Raw genomic sequence first — 15,551 nt, forward strand, 5'->3', positions numbered from 1 at the left:
AAACGCCCAAGTTACGTCTTGGGCATCCACCGGACTGCCCGCCGTTCCAGGGTCGCCAGCAGCAGGTCGACGGACACCGCGAGTGCCGCCGCGACCAACAGCACCGCGATGATCTGGTCCGATCTGAACGACACCTGGCCATGCGAGATCAGGGAACCCAGGCCGGACTCCGCGCCCAGTAGCTCCGATCCAATCGTTGCCTGCAGCGCGTAACCGACGGTCACCCGCGCACTGCTCGTCACCCACAGCGACACGGCCGGGAAGAACACGTGCCGCAGCAGGTCGAAGGCATTCGCGCCGTGCACACGCATGTTCTGGACGAGCAGGCCGTCCACTTCGCGAACGCCGGCCGCCACGTTGAGGGCCACGAAGACGACCATCACCGCGACCACGAGCAAAACCTTGGGCTCGTAGCCGAATCCGTACCACACCACGAAGATCGGCAGGAGCAAAATACGCGGAACCGCGTTCGCGAAAACGATGATCGGTCCAATGATATCGTTCAGCCTTTTCGACAGACCGATCGCGATACCCAAGGCAAGACCTGCCAGTTCCCCGAGAACCCAGCCGATCGCCAGTACCACGACAGTGCTCTCCAAGGCACGCCACAGGTCGCCGCTCGCCGACAGCGAGCCCAGTGAATGCCACACGTCGCTCGGCGACGAGAAAAAGTTCGCGTTGACCCATTCCTGGTCGGCGGCGACTTGCCACAGGGCCACCACGACAACGACCAATGCCGTCCGCGCGAGCAGTAGCGCCCAGCCACTTCCGACACGATTGAGACGAGTGGTGCTCATGCGGGCCTCCATTCCTTAGCACGCCGCTCGACGAGAACAAGGCCCGCGTCGACGCACACCGCGACGACGGCGATGATCATCAGAGCGCCGATGACGGTCGCCGCGTCCAAGCTCTCCTGTCCACTCTGGACGATGTGACCCATACCTTCGTTGGAGCTGAGATATTCGACGAACACGGCCGCGGCGAGTGACCATGACCAGCTGAGCCGGAGACTGGTGATGAGCCAGCCCACGATCGCCGGGACGTACACCTCCCGGACCGTCCACCACCGGCTCGCACCCAGGATCTGCACGTGATCCAGATAGCGCCGGTTGATGGAACGCAGGCCGTTGAACACCGCGAAGAAGCTGATGAAGACCACGAGACTCGACACGAAGTACGCCTTGCACGCGACGGTGGTGCCGAAGGCCAGGACGAACAACGGCGCCATGGCGATCTTCGGAACGGCATTCGCGGCCGCCACGAACGGCATCACCAGCCGGGCGAGCACATCAACCCCGGCGATCAGCACGGCCAGGGACACCCCGACCACAGTGCCGAGCAGGTATCCCAGAAGCGCCTCCTGCAGCGTGGTCCACAGGTCGGACCAGCCGTCCGTGTACGTGCCACTGGACCAATCACCGATCCAGCGGAATACCTCGGCCGGAGTGCCGATCGTCAGTTTGTTGGCGACGTTGGCCTGACCGGCGTACTGCCATACCACGAAAAACGCCACAACCAGCACCAACGTGGCTGAACGATTCAGCCATCTTTTCCGCATTCGTCCGTCCCTCTTTCGACTTCATCGTCTCAGTTGCCGACGGCATCCGGAATCCGTAGCTTGTTCGCCGCAAGAACCTCGCCTTCGAGGTCTTTCCAGATAGCACGGTAGAGTTCCGTGAACTCTTCCGTCATTTTCACCTCGAGCAGATCCCGCGGCCGGGGCAGGTCGATCTTGTAGTCGCCGAGAAGCCGGCCGGGACTCGCGGTCAGCACCAGAATCCGATCGGACATGCCGATCGCTTCTTCGAGATCGTGGGTGACGAACAGTACGGTGTTCTTCCCCGCCTCGTCCCACACGTGCAGCAGATCGTTCTCCATCAATGTCCGCGTCTGGATGTCGAGGGCGCTGAAAGGCTCGTCCATGAGCAAGATGTCCGGCTCATAGACCAACGTCGAGGCGACGGCGACCCGCTTGCGCATACCACCGGACAGTTGATGCGGATACCGGTCCGCGAAATCCAGCAAACCGACCCGGGCCAGCCATTCACGAGCCCGTTCGCGCGATTCGGATTTCGGCCGGCCGCGGAACCTCAGGCTCAGCTCGACATTCTGCAGTGCGGTCCGCCACGGAAGGAGCGCGTCCTGCTGGAAGATGAACCCGACATCACTGCGGATCCCCGTGACCACCTCTCCCCCGATTCTCACCTGCCCATCGGAGGCGGGGCGCAGGCCGGAGATCGCCGAGAGCATGGTCGATTTCCCGCAGCCGGTCGGCCCCACGACCGAGACGAACTGGCCGGCGGGGATCTCCAGCGAAATGTCCTGCATGGCAACGAACTCAGTGGTGTCGTTCGTGGATGACGGGTAGCGCTGCGTCACGCGATCAAGTTCCAGCGAACGGCCGGCACCGTTGCCGGCGTCACTTCTTGGCGTCATGCGCCATCTCCTGTCCGGTTGACGGGAGGCAGGGTTTCGACGGCCGCGACGTCGATGCCGTGCCGTGCCGCGTCGATCTGAAAGAGCCCGTTCGACGGCCGTACCGCCGCGATCTCGCTCTCGCCGTGGAGCCGCGTGCAACGCAGCCCGAGTTGTTCACCGAGTTCCTGATTGTCGAGCATCTCGGCCGGCGGCGGCGGGCTCGCCGCCTCCATGGTCAGGCAGGGCACGCTGCCGCGGTTCCACGACCAATGGATCGCGTTACGGGGAACCCGGTGGAAGTCACCCGCCTTCAGGTGATAGGGCTGCTCGCCCACGAAGGTCCACATCTCACCCTCGACGATGTAGCTGATCTGCTCGTAGTCGTGTGCGTGCGGCCGCGTGTGATACCCGGGATCCCGGCGGATGACGTAGAGCGCGCATTCATTTCCGACGGCCATCCGAAAACTCGTCCCGTCGGGCCGGACATCGTTCTGAGAGTTGTTCCAATATGTCGGCATTTCCACTCTTCCTACCGTGCTCAGAAGCTGATATCGAAGCCACTATCCGTTCAACGCGCGCGAAAGCACCGCGACCTCCTCGGCCAGCTCGCGTTGCGACACTTCCGCGGCGGCGATAATGGAGGAGGCGTGGAACGTGGCCGGGTACAGATGCAACTCGACGACAACGTCCGCTTCCAGCAGCTTCTGCGCGTACCTGATGCCTTCGTCGCGCAGCGGATCGAACTGCATCACCGAGATGTAGGCCGGGGGCAGTCCCGCGAAGTTCGTTTCCCGCGCCGGTGCCGCGTAAGCGGGAACATCAGCGGATCCCGGTTCGGCGAGGTCGCCCAGGTAGTACTTCCAGCTGAGGATGGCCTTCGTCCGGTTCCATCGGGGTGTGTCGACGAACCGTCTCATACTCGGCGTGTCCAACCGGTCGTCGAGTTCGGGGACGCTGAGGAACTGGTAGCAGATCCCGGGCCCGCCGCGGTCTCGCGCCAGCAGCGTCAGCGCCGCCGCGAGCCCACCACCGGCCGACCGGCCGTGGAGCGCGACCCGGTCGGCATCCGCGCCGATCTCACCGGCGTGCTCGGCGAGCCAGCAAAGGCCCGCGTAGCAGTCCTCCAATGAGGTCGGGTACGGATTTTCCGGCGCCAGGCGGTAGGCGGCGGTCGCCACGATCGCACCCACCTCTTTGGCCAATTCGACGTCCCTGCCGTGCTCGGCGTCGATGTTGCCGCAGCAGAATCCGCCGCCGTGCAGGTTGTAGATCACCGGCATCGGCCAGTGGGCGTCGATCGGCGTCGTCAGCCGGAGTTTCATGGTGCTGCCACCGTTGTCCACCGGGATCTCGACATCGCGAACGGATACGCCGGTCGTGTCGACAGGCGGCATGACAGCCATGATTTTGGCTTCCATTATCCGCGCGGCGGGTATGTCGTTGAAGTCCAGCTCAGCGATGTAGCTCAATCCTGCCGCGAGTTCCGCGTCGAGCTTGTAGCTCATCGCGGCGGCGAGATCACCGTCGAAGCGCCGGTTCATCCAAATCCCTTCTGATCAGTAGTCGGACAAGCCTCGACAGTCGATCCGCAGGCTACTTGTCCGCGAGCGAAGGAGGCACCTGAACCTTCAGATCCAGATACGCCTGCCGCACGAACTTGTTGTCGAACGTCTTTTCCGGAACCGATTTGACGTCCGCGCCCACCGCGTTCCCGAGCGCGATCGAGGTTTCGACCTGCGACGGTTCGGCGCCACCCGTGTTCGAGTCGATTCCAGGGGCGAAGAGACCCCACCCGGCGGCGAACTCTTCCGCACTGGTCTTCTCCGTGAAACTCTTGGGAAGCGCGGCGTAGATCTGGGCCGGGTCGGCCTCATGTTGCTGCTGGAACAGCACGGCGCGCAGCTGGGCGTCGACGATCGCCTGGGTCAATTCCGGATAGCGCGAGGTGAACTTGTCGGATGCCCACGTGACCAGTCCGGGTACCAATCCGCCGAAGATGCGCTGTTGATTCGCCGGCGAAAGCGGATTCTGGACGAGGTAGCCCACTCCTTGGGCGATGGCCGCGGCCGCGGAGTTCGTGTCCATCGCGGCGATATCGCATCGGCCGACCTGCATCGTCGGCAGCAGCGCGCCGGTGTTGCCGACGGAAATGGCCGACTGCTTGGACCAGTCCAGGCCGGCATCCTTGGCGACGTACCGGGAGGTGAGGTCACTGTTGCTGCCGAGGGTGGTGAAGCACCAGTGGCTTCCGTTGTAGGCACTCACGTTCGTGCCGCGACTGTCCTTGTACTTCGTGGCGCCGATCATGATCGTCGCGGTACCCGTGTAGTGGGTGAAGATGCTGGAGACGTCCTGGCCCTTGGAGGCCGGCGGAAGCAGCCCGGCGATACTGCCCTGATAGAAGTCGATACTGTTGCCGAAGAAGGCGGACTGGCCGATCGTGTTGGTGGCCTGCACTTCCAGATCGATCTTGGTGTGGAACTTGTCCTCGACCTCGCGATAGTAGCCGAGTCCCTGCGCCAGCATCGTCGTCATCTGGTTGAGGATGAAGCCCTGGGACAGGCCTACGCGGACCGTGCCAGGAGCCGTTCCACTACCAGAACTCGCACACCCGCTGACAGTCAATGCCACGAGCGCGACACACGCTGTCGCGGCTCGCCGGGCCGATCGGATACCCGGCCTCCGTCCAAATTTTCGCATCATCGGTTCTCTCACTCCACACTTCTGACGTCGTTGGCATGCGGTGTTGTCGGCCGGCAGGCCTGAAGAGAATGACCGGTCGCAGATCTTCGCGCGGCCCGCAGTAAGAATTGCATCAGGTGGCCGATGGTGAGTACCCGACGCATGTCGGTGATCCGGGGATCGCAGACCGACGACTGTGCGGACCGCCGGACACCAGCGCCGTGGCACGCACGGTCGTCGCCGTTGACGCGGCAGATCGACGACGATCGTCGGGTGCTGCCCGGCAGGCCGGCGAGGCACGATGGACGACATGAGCCGATGGCCGCCCGGCGCGTCGCCGGGCGGATCGAGGTAATCCGGCAGCGCACATACGGTACGACTACAAGGGAGTTTCGTGATGTATGACGATGTGGTGCTCGCGCTGGTCGACGTCGCCAAGAAGCACGGTGGATACGGCGATGCCGTGGCCGAGGCCATGCAAACGTGCATGACAGCGCTTCGCCCCATCCTGGCCGACGAGGACCCGGCGCTGGTGACCTACTTCCGGAAAAGCGCGCACACGGAAGGGTCCCGTGTCCTGTACTACGACGGGTCGCTCGGGGTTGTCTTCAATACCGTGAAGAGCGGGACGATCATTCCCATTCACAATCACGGCCTCCCCGAGGTGGTCGGTGTGTACAGCGGCAGCATTCTGTACCGGACCTACAACCGGCTGGACAACGGCGACATCCCCAATGTGGCGCAGCTGTCACTTCGGGAGGAGCGGCTGATGACCGACGGCGACGTGAGTGTCCTTCCCGAACCGCCCCACGATATCCACGGCCTGCGCGCACTCAAGGACACCACGGTCATGAACATCATTCCGGGCGCTCTCCAGCCGATCCGCCAGTACTACTATCCGTCCGAATCGGTCTACATCGAACTTCCCGCGGGCACGAAGCCTGCTGACGGCGGCGGTTGGTAGGCGGTTTCGATCGGCGCCCGCTAGAAATTGCAGAGGTGCTCGGCGTAGAGCGCCGTGAGCGCCGAAAGGCGTCCGAGGGGTGTGTGCAGGTCCCAGTTCACCTTGGCGCCGATGCGCGTCAGGTGACTGGCGACCGTGCTGTGATGCAGGTGCAGCTCGGCCGAGGCCTGGCGCAGTGAGCCCGTCCGGCAGAACGCCTGCAACACCCCCAACTGGTCAGCCCCACTCGGTTTGGCCCGCAACTCGGCGATGGCCCGCACTCCCGGGTCCTCGCACAGCACGGCTGTCGGGATCCGGGCGAGCAGGCTCAGCGATCCGAGACGTTCGTACGACACGACGACGTCCGCCCGCGTCGCGCCGGCGAATCGCAAGGCTGTCTTGGCTTCTTCCCACGACAGGTGAGCCTGGGTCGCCGGCCGCGGCGTGCCGGTTCCCGCACGCAGATCCGGTTCCAGCCCGGATTCGGCCGGTGTCCTGCGGGTGATGTGCTCGGTCAAACTGTTTTCCACTGTGTCGTACGTCACGACCTGTTGCACGACCACGGCGGCGAGCCCGTCCTGGCTCGTCACGTGCACGCGGTCCGCCGGCCAGCACTGTTCGGCGAGATCACGCGCCCAGACCGACGGATCGCGCTTCGTGCAGTGCCGTACGGCGACGACAATGACCGGGCGACCGACGCGCAGACCGAGGGCACGCGCAGCCGCCGCGCGCGCGTCCTCGGAGCGCGTCGAGTCCAGCAGCAATCGCGTCGCGTCGACCTCTTCACGGTCGCCAGCACGAGGAGACGGGCCGGAACTCAAGGCTCCGGCCACCAGCGCCAGCCGCTCGAGGACGAGCTCGTCGAACGGCTCGGGGGCGCCCACACGCTCGAGCCAGACGACTCCGTGGTCGCCGAGCTCGAGCTCGGCGGAAGGACACGGCGGAAAGTTGATCTGCCGGCTTTCGGCCGCACTGGGCGCCAATCGGATGACGGTCCCGTTGCTTCTGCGCCATCCCACGACGCATTGCGCGAGACCGGCGGTCGCTTGCACCAATGCGCGCGGGCTGGCTCTGCGTTCCAGCAGCATGTCGAAGAAGGCGATCACCCGCATCGCCGACGCTGCCCCATCCGTTTCCGAGAGCCGAAGGAGCAGTGCCTGCATCCGATCATTGTATGCGATCTGACGCCACGATGGCAGTTCCGAACCGACAGTGACGGGTTCCGCCGACTGCGACTACGCCACGTGATCGTGCTTTATCGGAACAGTGTCCTATGTGGTCACGTCCGTGGCAGCCCGAGGTATTCGAGGGCGTTGTGCACCAACACGTCTCGGCGGGACCCCGCGGGCAAGGCACCGGACGCCAGCGCCTCGTCGACGGTGCGCACCTGCCCGGCGAGCTGATCGGCCACGTAGGGGGTGTCGCTGCCGAGCAGCACCCTGTTCGCGCCGAGCCGGTGCACGAGCAGGCGCAGGTGTTCCGGGTCGAACACCAGCGTGTCCGCGTAGAGCCGGCGGACAAGCGCCTCCCAGCTCGCGGGACGGCCCTCGCCGGCGAACTCCGCACCCATCCGCAACCGCGGATAGGTCCACGGAAAGGCGCCACAGCCGTGTGCGAGGGCGACACGCAGCCGGGGATGGCGTTCCAGGACACCACCGAGGACGAGCGCCGACGCCGCGATGGCGGTGTCCGCGAGCATCCCTATGCCCAGTTCCACCAGCCGGCCGGCCCGGCGCAGAACCCCCCGGCCTTGGGCGATCGGGTGCACGAAGACACCCAATCCGGCGTCCTCACAAGCCGCCCACAGGGGCTTCAGCTCAGGCGCGTCCAGATCGAATTCTCCCTGCCGGGTACCGATTTCGATGCCGCGCAGACCCATCTCCCGGCACCGGCTCACCTCACCGGCCGGGTCGGCCCCGGACACACACCCGAGCCCCAGCAGCCGGCCGCCCGACGACGCACAGGCGGCTCCGATCGAGTCATTGACGGCACGCGCGTACGCGGGATCCGCGGACCAGGCGTGCACCATGATCACCGGCGGCGGTGAGAGGACCTGGTGCGATACCCCTGCCCCGTCCATCTCACGCAGGCGCGCCGCGAGGTCGTACATTGTGGACGGAAAAGGCTGGAGGACGGTGTCTCCCCGGACGATCCGGCCGTCTCCCGACTCGTCCAGGACGATACGAGGAGCGCCCGGCAGCTCGGGCATCTCCGTCGCGAGATAGTGGGCGTGCACGTCCACCGCCGTGACCGGGGCCCCGGCGATACTTGGTTCCGTCATGGGCAATGCCTCCTCTCAGCCGGCGAGACCGGCGGGCGAACCCGGGTAGGCGACGATCCTCGACGTAATGCTGCCGAGCTGGTCGACCGAGACCGTGACGGTGTCACCGGGCCGCAGTGGCGGATGGGCGTCCAAACCCTTGTTGCCCCACAGCTCGGCGAGGCTGCCGCCGCCGCAGGTCCCCGAGCCGAGGACGTCGCCGGGACGCACTTCGGTGCCGCGGCTCGCGTACTCGATCATCTGCGCATAAGAGAAATGCATCGCGTTCCAGCGGTCGGTGCCGAGGACTTCGCCGTTGATCGCGGCTGTCATCTCCAGATCGAAGGCGGTGCCCGAGCGGTACGGCGCCAGCTCGTCCGGGGTGACGAGCATCGGCCCGAGAGTCAGCGCCGTGTCCTTTCCCTTGGCCGGCCCGAGCCGGACCTCCATCTCGGCGAACTGCAGATCGCGCGCGCTCCAGTCGTTGAGCACGCAGTACCCGGCGATGTGGCGCTCCGCGTCGTCGGCGGCGATATCGCGGCCGCCGCGCCCGATCACCGCGGCGACCTCCAGTTCGAGATCGAACAGGGAGCTGCCGGGCGGCACCGGGACGTCGTCATGTGGGCCGATGACCGCGTAGGGATTGGTGAAGTAGAACGTCGGCGCGGCATACCACCGCTGCGGGACCACGACGTCCGGGCCGGCGAGTTTGACCGCACCCGCGACGTGCTGCTCGAACGTCATGAAGTCCCGGACGGTGGGCGGGTCGGGAATCGGGGCTCGCAGCCGGACGCCGTCGAGGGACACCACATCGTGCGGGTCACGAAGGGCCTGCTCGCCGGCCTCGTGCAGGCGTTCGCCGTCATCGCCGAGCAGCGCGCGCAGGGTCAGTCCCGGTGGCAGCGCGTGGATCTGGTCACCGCTGAGCACGCCGAGCCGATCGGACGGACCGTCGGTGTAGGTCACGAAACGCATGGTTCATCTCTCCTCAGGGAAACGAAAGTCATCCGGCGACCGCCGGGTCACTGGCCCCCGCGGGATCGCCGCTCGTGGCGATACCCGGCTGGGAGCCACGGCCGAGATACAAGGGAATGCGCGAAACGGCAAGGGCCGCACCAAGAGTCAAGGCGCAAGCGACGAGCACGACGTACATCGGCGCGGCAAGACCGAGGCTCGACACCAGCTCCACCAGTATCACCGTAATGAAGCCGCCGAGGAGGGCGACAACGAGGTTGTAGCACACCGAATAGCCGGTCTGCCGGATTTCGGTCGGGAAGATCGCCGACACAAGACCGGGGACAGCGCACACGATTCCCCCGGCCGCGAGCGCGGCGGGCAGCTGAATCCAGATGACGAGACCGGATCCCTTGGGCAGCGATGGTAGGACGGCGAGCAGAAGAAGCGTGGTCAACGCCGTCGATATCGCCGCCAGGAGCAATTCCCGGCGCCACCCGTACTTATCGGCGATCAGGCCCCAGATGGGCATCGACACCATCGCGCCCGCGATCGCGATGAGACTCGCGATCAGCGCCGTCGTCGCCGGCAGATGGAGCGATGCCTGGAGATAGGTGGGCCAGAACGTGAAGTACGTTCCGTTCGTGAGCGTCAGGGCGACGACGATCAAAGCGGCGAACAACGCGGGCCTGCGATGGTTGCGCACCACCTCGCCCACCGGTGAGGAGGGCCGGCGATGCTCGTCCGCGACTTGTTGTTTGAACAGCGGGGTTTCGTCGAGTTTGCGGCGAAGATAGGCGGTCACCAGTCCCAGCACACCACCGACGACAAAGGGAAGCCGCCACGCCAGCGACGGCATACCCGGTACCAGATGCGTTGCGACCAGACCGGACAGGAACGCCGCGGCGGCGCCGAGCAGGAACCCGCTGTATGCGGTCATCTGCTGGAAGGCGCCGGCCCTCGCCACACCGTCACGACGTGCGTGCTCGGTGACGAAGACAGCGGCCGCGGGAAGTTCGCCACCCACGGCGCACCCCTGGGCGACCCGCGTGAGGATGAGCAGAGCCGGCGCCGGCCAGCCCACTTGCTCGTAGGTGGGCAGCAACCCGATGGCCAGGGTGGCCGCCGACATCAGGATGACGGTCAGGATGAACATCCGCTTCCGGCCCACCCGGTCCGCGACCCGGGCGATGAGGATTCCCGCGATCGGCCTGATCGCCAGGCCGATCGAATAGACCCCGAGGGTCTGGACGAGCCTGAGGGTGTCCGAGGTGCCGGCCGGGAAAAAGGCTTTTCCGATCAGCGTCGCCACGTACAGGTAAGCGACGAAATCGTAGTATTCGAGCGCCGCGCCGAGTGAGCCCAAGCGGATGTTCCGTTTGGCGAGCCGAGCCGACTCGGCCGAAGATGATTGCGTCATTGCAACAACTTCCTTCAACGTGAATTCACTGGGGCATCGGGCGCAGCTGTCCGTCGAAGACGGAAAGATCCTCGTGGAGGACATCGTCACCGACCCGCGCGGGCGGCGCGTCCATGAGGACGAACAGGATCCGCACCGGCTCCTCCCCGCGAGCGACCCAGGAATGCATGGTGCCCCGCTGGACCACGACGTCGCCCGGGGTGAGACGTTCCACGACCTCCCCGCTGTCCAGAACCATCTCGAGCTCACCGGAGATCACTACGGCGACGTCCTGGGTCTCCGTGCGGTGCATGTTGGTCCCCGCCGCTTCCCCGGGAATCATTTCCGCCACCCGGAAAAGAACGCGCGTGCCCCACGGGCCGGGATCACTGTTGCCGAGCGGTTCCCCGTCGTTGCTCGGTGGGAACTGATTGGTGCACCAAGCCACCTTCGCCTCGTAGCCGGGCAGCCGCGGTTCCGAGTCGACGAGGTCGTCCGACCTGACGACAGCCTTGCCCGCGGAGTCATGCCCCGTCACGACGCGCCTGAACTTGAACGCCATCAACACACCTTTCCTGGGTGAGATTTCACCGCGCCGTCAGTCGTCGAAGTCGGTTGCCTGGTGTGGCCAGTCGACGGCGCTCAGCAGATAGTCGTGAGACTCCTGCACCACGTTTCGAATATTTTCGAGATCGACACCGAGCAATTGACCGTCCCATTTGACCAGACGGCCATTGACCAGAACCGCGTCCACGCACCCGATATCCGCCCCCTGGACGACCGAGCACAGGATGTTGTTGCGCGGGAAGAGCTGAGTCCTTCCGACATCGAGAAGGACGATATCGGCCTTCTTCCCCGGAGTCAGCGAACCCGCGACGGCACCCACACCGCAGTTGTCCGCCCCCTGCTGGGTGGCGGACAGGATGATTTCCCGCAGCGACGCCGACTGCGCGCCGTCCCGGTGCTCGTCCACGCGTTGCAACAGATACAGCGCCCGCATCTCACTGAACATGTCGATCCCGTACGTCATCGGGTTGTCGTTGCTGATCCCCGGGCGCAGACCCGACTCCACCCACTCGTTGTACGGAATCCGGCCGTAGCGGAACTGCGATTCGATTCGGGGGCAGACATTGACCTGCGAGCCGTTGCCGACGATCAGCTTCCGTTGTTCGGGAGACACGAAGTTGCCATGGTTGATCGCCTCTCGCCCGTCGAAAGAGCCATCCTCGTACAGTTGCTCGAGAGGCTGGCGGCCGATTCCACTGTCGAACGAGAACCAGAGATCGAGTTCCTTCCGGACCGGTATGAGCTCGGTGAGATCGTCACTACCGGGCGCGTACAGGCGCATCGAGCACAACTGGTCGTCACTGGAGAAATACTGATCGCGCAACCGGTACACGTCGGCCGGGAACGTCCCGGCCCACTTGCCGGACGTAGGACGCCCGACGGCGTGGACACCGCGCAGGCCGGCATCGAACAGGGCCGCCACGCCGGCGTCGGAATGTTCCGGGGAGCGGGCATTGTGCATGTTGTCGACGACAGTGGTGATGCCGCCGTTGAGGGCGTTCAGCAACGAGATGAGCGTCCCGGCGTAGATGTCCTCGGGCCGGCAGGCCGGGCCGAACAGCCGATGTGCCGCATACATGTAGCTGCGGCTCGACATGGGAGCCCCACCGACCGGGTCCTCGGTGGTCTGTGGCACGTTTTCCGGGATGATCCGCCCCAGTACGCCTTCCCAGCAGTGGATGTGCGGATCGCAGAACCCGGGCATCACGATGCGGTCCCGCGCGTCGATGACGGTGGCCGCTGGAGCGGAGATGGCTTCGCCGACCTCGGCGACGTGGTCACCGATGATCAGGACGTCGCCCACGGCGAAATCGCCCACCGCCGGGTCCATCGACAGGATGGTGCCGCCTTTGAGCAGGATCTGCTGATCGCCGTCCACGGCCGGACCGGACGAAGCATGCCGGTCGACGAGTGCCCGCAGGCGGCCGCTCATAGCTGAATCGTCGGAGCCACTACCCATGAAGTTCGATTCCTTTCGCGCGACGCTGCATGATGAGGAATGAAGTTGAGTTTCGCCGCCACTCGAACCAGCAACCGAACTGAGGTTAGCACCATGCGCAGGCCGCCCCAAATGCCCATTCGCGATACCGGCTATTCCGCACAGGAATAGACAGTGGTATAATTTCTCGAACCGAATCGGGTGAATACGGCCCGGAATGGAGCGGCGTCATGGAGATCCGGCAGCTCCAGTATTTCGTCGCGATCGTCCGCGAGGGCGGCTTCAGTCAGGCGGCACGCAAACTGCACATCGGTCAGCCCGCCCTGAGCAAGCAGATTCGAGCGCTCGAACACGAACTGGGCGTCGAGCTTCTGGTGCGAGTCCCGGAAGGCATCCGCCCCACCGAGGCGGGCCAGCGCCTCGACGAGATGTCCCATTTCCTGCTGAACTATGTCGACGACATCGGGCCGGCTGTCCGCAAAGCCGCCTCCGAACTGCTCGGAACCGTCACGATCGGCCTCTCCCCGTCGCTCGTGCCCGCACTGGCCGAGTACCTGAGCGCGCGGTTCGCGGCCGAGCACCCCAAGCTCCGGATCGAGATCGTGGAAGCACTGCCGATGTTCCTGAGTGAATGGCTGGACCTGGGCCGGCTGGACGTCGGAATATTCACCCGCTCACCGCAGACCGGCGAAAAACCGCGCCTGAACGTCGTCGATATCGCATTGGATGAAATGCTGCTCGTCGCGGCCAAGGGTGCGCTGCCGAGCGACCTGGGCGATGCCGTCGAAGCGAATGACATCCGTTCTTTCCGGCTCGCGCTGACCCCTGGATTTCGTTATCTCGTGCAGCACCGGCTGGGCCTGGACGAGACCTCGCATTCGCTCGGACTCGAGATCGACTCGATACACGCGATAAGGGATTTGGCCGTGCGAGGCGAGTATTTGTCGGTACTGCCGTTTACCTTCATCCGCGACGACCTGTCGGCCGGTCTGCTCGACGCCGTCGCCTTCACACCTCGGCTGAACCGGCACCTCGTCGCGGCTACCCGCGCCGGGCGCCGTCCCGCCGCCGCGGTCACCGCGATCGTCGACGTGGCCCGGGCCCGGCTCGCCGAGCTGGCACACTGACGACGGCCCGTCCTCGACAGACCGCTTTCGGGCCGGTAGCGTCGTCGCGGTCGCCGCCGCGCGCAATCTCCTCCACCGAATGAGCCATGCGCTGCCCTCCCGCGCTCTCGTCGCGGGCACCCGGCAAGCCGAATCAACGAGGAGACGGTCATGGGACACACCTATTGGGAAATGGCACCGAAATCGACGGTGCCGACGACGAGCGGACCCGTTCGCGGCTTGGTCCTGGACGGCATGCACCGCTTCCTGGGCATCCCGTACGCGGCAGCCCCCGTCGGCGCCCACCGGTGGCGTCCACCGGCTCCGCAGGAGGGCTGGCGGCTGCCGCGCGACGCGTTCGCCTATGGAAGTGTCTGCGCCCAGAACAACATTTCGTATCCAGGGTTCGGGTTCTCGAGCAATACCGAGGACTGCCTGTACCTCAACGTCTACGCTCCCGAAGGGGTCGATGCGGGTGCGAAACTTCCCGTCATGGTGTGGATCCCCGGCGGTGGGCTCTTCATCGGCGGAAGCAACGACCACGATCCGTCGGCCCTGGTCAAGGACGGCCGGGTGGTCTTCGTCTCGTTCAACTACCGGATCAACGTCTTCGGCTTCTTCTCCCACCCGGCCATCAATGCCGAGGACCACGAGATCGGCAACTACGGCATCATGGACCAGCAGGCGGCTCTGCGATGGGTCCGGGACAACATCGCCGGTTTCGGTGGAGACCCGGCCAATGTGACGATCTTCGGTCAGTCCGCGGGCGCCATCAGCGTGTGGTGTCATCTGATGTCGCCCGCCTCAGCGGGACTCTTCCACAAGGCGATCGTCCAAAGTGGAGGTGCTTCACCGCTGGTGGCGACGCGAGGGACCCGCGACTTCGAGCAGACGGGACTCGACCTCGCCCGGGACGCCGGCGCGACTCGCCACACGAGCGAGGAACTGCGCGCGCTGCAGACCTCCGACCTGCTGGCGGCGAATCTGCTGCCCGAGGGCACCTTCGGCGCCGGCAAGTACGAGATCGGCCACACCGTCGATGGCAGTGTGCTCCCCGAACCGATGGCCGATCTGTTCACCAGTGGGAGGTTCCATCAGGTACCCGTGATCAACGGGACGACCAGAACGGAATTCCACTGGTTCCAGGGAATGCTCGAACTCAGCACGGGGCAACCCGTTCCGGCGGAGTCGTACGGCCCCATCTTGTCGCAGGCGCTCACCACCCTGCCCGACATGCTGCTCGGGCGCTCCGTCAGCCCGGATCGGTTCGAGGATGTGGCCAAGACCTACCGTCCGGAGGACTACGGTTCCGCGAGCGAAGCCATGTCCGCCGCGATCGGCGACTGCGGTGTCATCAGCCTGGGGAACCAGCGGGTCAACCGGGTCCTTCGCCGGTTCGTCGAGGACGTCTACTCCTACGAGTTCGACGCCCCGCACACGGCGACCCCGTGGCCGCCGGTGTCCTTTCCCTACGGTTCGGCCCACACCAAGGATCTCCAATACCTGTTCCCCGGATTCCGGGGTGCGAGTGGAGCTCCCGTTCCCCTGGAGGGCGAGGATCTTCGACTGGCCTCGACCATGGTCCACTACTGGTCCACGTTCGCGCGTCACGGAACCCCGAATTCGCCGGCGTCGCAGTACCCGGCCTGGAATCGCTATGACGCGGTGCGCGACAACGCGATGCTGTTGACCGTCCCGGAATCCCGGGAGATCGAGAACTTCGGCGACCGGCACCACGCCACGTTCTGGGACGATGTCTCGGGTGCGGCCGGGTGAGTCGCGCA

General features: G+C 65.3%; 15 protein-coding genes. 3 read left to right on the forward strand and 12 right to left on the reverse strand.

Annotated elements, in window-relative coordinates; translation table 11 throughout:
* Positions 1-11: 11 nt before the first annotated feature.
* From LOZ83_RS13335 to LOZ83_RS13360, 6 genes are all read right to left on the reverse strand, one after another.
* Positions 12-797 carry an ABC transporter permease gene (locus LOZ83_RS13335; protein ID WP_236790837.1) on the reverse strand — a complete coding sequence of 262 codons (786 nt, stop codon included), beginning with the start codon at positions 795-797 and terminating at the stop codon, positions 12-14.
* Complete coding sequence (locus LOZ83_RS13340) at positions 794-1,513, reverse strand: ABC transporter permease (protein WP_236790838.1); 720 nt, start codon at positions 1,511-1,513, stop codon at positions 794-796. Before LOZ83_RS13340 ends, LOZ83_RS13335 begins: the two co-directional genes overlap by 4 nt.
* Before the next feature lie 74 nt (positions 1,514-1,587).
* Positions 1,588-2,436 (reverse strand): ABC transporter ATP-binding protein, encoded by an 849-nt coding sequence (locus tag LOZ83_RS13345; RefSeq protein WP_236790839.1) that lies wholly within the window; start codon positions 2,434-2,436, stop codon positions 1,588-1,590.
* Entirely contained in the window at positions 2,433-2,876 is a 444-nt protein-coding gene (locus tag LOZ83_RS13350) for a cupin domain-containing protein (RefSeq protein WP_236790840.1), read from the reverse strand. The genes LOZ83_RS13345 and LOZ83_RS13350 overlap by 4 nt, the downstream gene beginning before the upstream one ends.
* A 102-nt stretch (positions 2,877-2,978) precedes the next feature.
* A complete protein-coding gene (locus tag LOZ83_RS13355; protein WP_236790841.1) occupies positions 2,979-3,959 on the reverse strand; it encodes an alpha/beta hydrolase in 981 nt (326 codons plus the stop codon).
* Between the two features lie 52 nt (positions 3,960-4,011).
* Complete coding sequence (locus tag LOZ83_RS13360; protein ID WP_236790842.1) at positions 4,012-4,953, reverse strand: ABC transporter substrate-binding protein; 942 nt, start codon at positions 4,951-4,953, stop codon at positions 4,012-4,014.
* A gap of 544 nt (positions 4,954-5,497) precedes the next feature.
* Here LOZ83_RS13360 and LOZ83_RS13365 point away from each other — a divergent pair.
* Positions 5,498-6,064, forward strand: a complete 567-nt coding sequence (locus LOZ83_RS13365) for a hypothetical protein (RefSeq protein ID WP_236790843.1) — start codon at positions 5,498-5,500, stop codon at positions 6,062-6,064.
* A gap of 20 nt (positions 6,065-6,084) precedes the next feature.
* On the opposite strand, the gene LOZ83_RS13370 is transcribed toward LOZ83_RS13365, so the two are convergent.
* From LOZ83_RS13370 to LOZ83_RS13395, 6 genes are all read right to left on the reverse strand, one after another.
* Positions 6,085-7,206: a helix-turn-helix domain-containing protein gene (locus LOZ83_RS13370; protein WP_236790844.1), complete on the reverse strand. Its 1,122-nt coding sequence runs from the start codon at positions 7,204-7,206 to the stop codon at positions 6,085-6,087.
* Positions 7,207-7,322: 116 nt separating this feature from the next.
* A complete protein-coding gene (locus LOZ83_RS13375; RefSeq protein ID WP_236790845.1) occupies positions 7,323-8,324 on the reverse strand; it encodes an amidohydrolase family protein in 1,002 nt (333 codons plus the stop codon).
* A 15-nt stretch (positions 8,325-8,339) separates the two neighbouring features.
* On the reverse strand, positions 8,340-9,278 hold the full coding sequence (locus tag LOZ83_RS13380; RefSeq protein ID WP_236790846.1) for a fumarylacetoacetate hydrolase family protein: 939 nt from the start codon (positions 9,276-9,278) through the stop codon (positions 8,340-8,342).
* Between the two features lie 28 nt (positions 9,279-9,306).
* Positions 9,307-10,677: an MFS transporter gene (locus tag LOZ83_RS13385; RefSeq protein WP_236790847.1), complete on the reverse strand. Its 1,371-nt coding sequence runs from the start codon at positions 10,675-10,677 to the stop codon at positions 9,307-9,309.
* A 25-nt stretch (positions 10,678-10,702) separates the two neighbouring features.
* A complete protein-coding gene (locus tag LOZ83_RS13390) occupies positions 10,703-11,218 on the reverse strand; it encodes a cupin domain-containing protein (RefSeq protein ID WP_236790848.1) in 516 nt (171 codons plus the stop codon).
* A 36-nt stretch (positions 11,219-11,254) separates the two neighbouring features.
* Positions 11,255-12,601: an amidohydrolase family protein gene (locus LOZ83_RS13395; RefSeq protein ID WP_236790849.1), complete on the reverse strand. Its 1,347-nt coding sequence runs from the start codon at positions 12,599-12,601 to the stop codon at positions 11,255-11,257.
* A gap of 290 nt (positions 12,602-12,891) precedes the next feature.
* On the opposite strand from LOZ83_RS13395, the gene LOZ83_RS13400 reads away from it, so the two are divergent.
* On the forward strand, positions 12,892-13,788 hold the full coding sequence (locus LOZ83_RS13400) for a LysR family transcriptional regulator (protein WP_236790850.1): 897 nt from the start codon (positions 12,892-12,894) through the stop codon (positions 13,786-13,788).
* Positions 13,789-13,938: 150 nt separating this feature from the next.
* Positions 13,939-15,543, forward strand: a complete 1,605-nt coding sequence (locus LOZ83_RS13405) for a carboxylesterase/lipase family protein (protein ID WP_236790851.1) — start codon at positions 13,939-13,941, stop codon at positions 15,541-15,543.
* Positions 15,544-15,551: the final 8 nt, after the last annotated feature.

The sequence above is a fragment of the Amycolatopsis sp. GM8 genome, assembly GCF_021653975.1.
Taxonomy (GTDB): domain Bacteria; phylum Actinomycetota; class Actinomycetes; order Mycobacteriales; family Pseudonocardiaceae; genus Amycolatopsis_E.

Coding starts and splice junctions, on each gene's coding strand:
- LOZ83_RS13335 (WP_236790837.1), bottom strand. CDS start 797: ATGAGCACCACTCGTCTCAATCGTGTCGGAAGTGGCTGGGCGCTACTG.
- LOZ83_RS13345 (WP_236790839.1), bottom strand. CDS start 2,436: ATGACGCCAAGAAGTGACGCCGGCAACGGTGCCGGCCGTTCGCTGGAA.
- LOZ83_RS13350 (WP_236790840.1), bottom strand. CDS start 2,876: ATGGCCGTCGGAAATGAATGCGCGCTCTACGTCATCCGCCGGGATCCC.
- LOZ83_RS13355 (WP_236790841.1), bottom strand. CDS start 3,959: ATGAACCGGCGCTTCGACGGTGATCTCGCCGCCGCGATGAGCTACAAG.
- LOZ83_RS13360 (WP_236790842.1), bottom strand. CDS start 4,953: ATGACGACGATGCTGGCGCAGGGACTCGGCTACTATCGCGAGGTCGAG.
- LOZ83_RS13365 (WP_236790843.1), top strand. CDS start 5,498: ATGTATGACGATGTGGTGCTCGCGCTGGTCGACGTCGCCAAGAAGCAC.
- LOZ83_RS13370 (WP_236790844.1), bottom strand. CDS start 7,206: ATGCAGGCACTGCTCCTTCGGCTCTCGGAAACGGATGGGGCAGCGTCG.
- LOZ83_RS13375 (WP_236790845.1), bottom strand. CDS start 8,324: ATGACGGAACCAAGTATCGCCGGGGCCCCGGTCACGGCGGTGGACGTG.
- LOZ83_RS13380 (WP_236790846.1), bottom strand. CDS start 9,278: ATGCGTTTCGTGACCTACACCGACGGTCCGTCCGATCGGCTCGGCGTG.
- LOZ83_RS13385 (WP_236790847.1), bottom strand. CDS start 10,677: ATGACGCAATCATCTTCGGCCGAGTCGGCTCGGCTCGCCAAACGGAAC.
- LOZ83_RS13390 (WP_236790848.1), bottom strand. CDS start 11,218: ATGGCGTTCAAGTTCAGGCGCGTCGTGACGGGGCATGACTCCGCGGGC.
- LOZ83_RS13400 (WP_236790850.1), top strand. CDS start 12,892: ATGGAGATCCGGCAGCTCCAGTATTTCGTCGCGATCGTCCGCGAGGGC.
- LOZ83_RS13405 (WP_236790851.1), top strand. CDS start 13,939: ATGGGACACACCTATTGGGAAATGGCACCGAAATCGACGGTGCCGACG.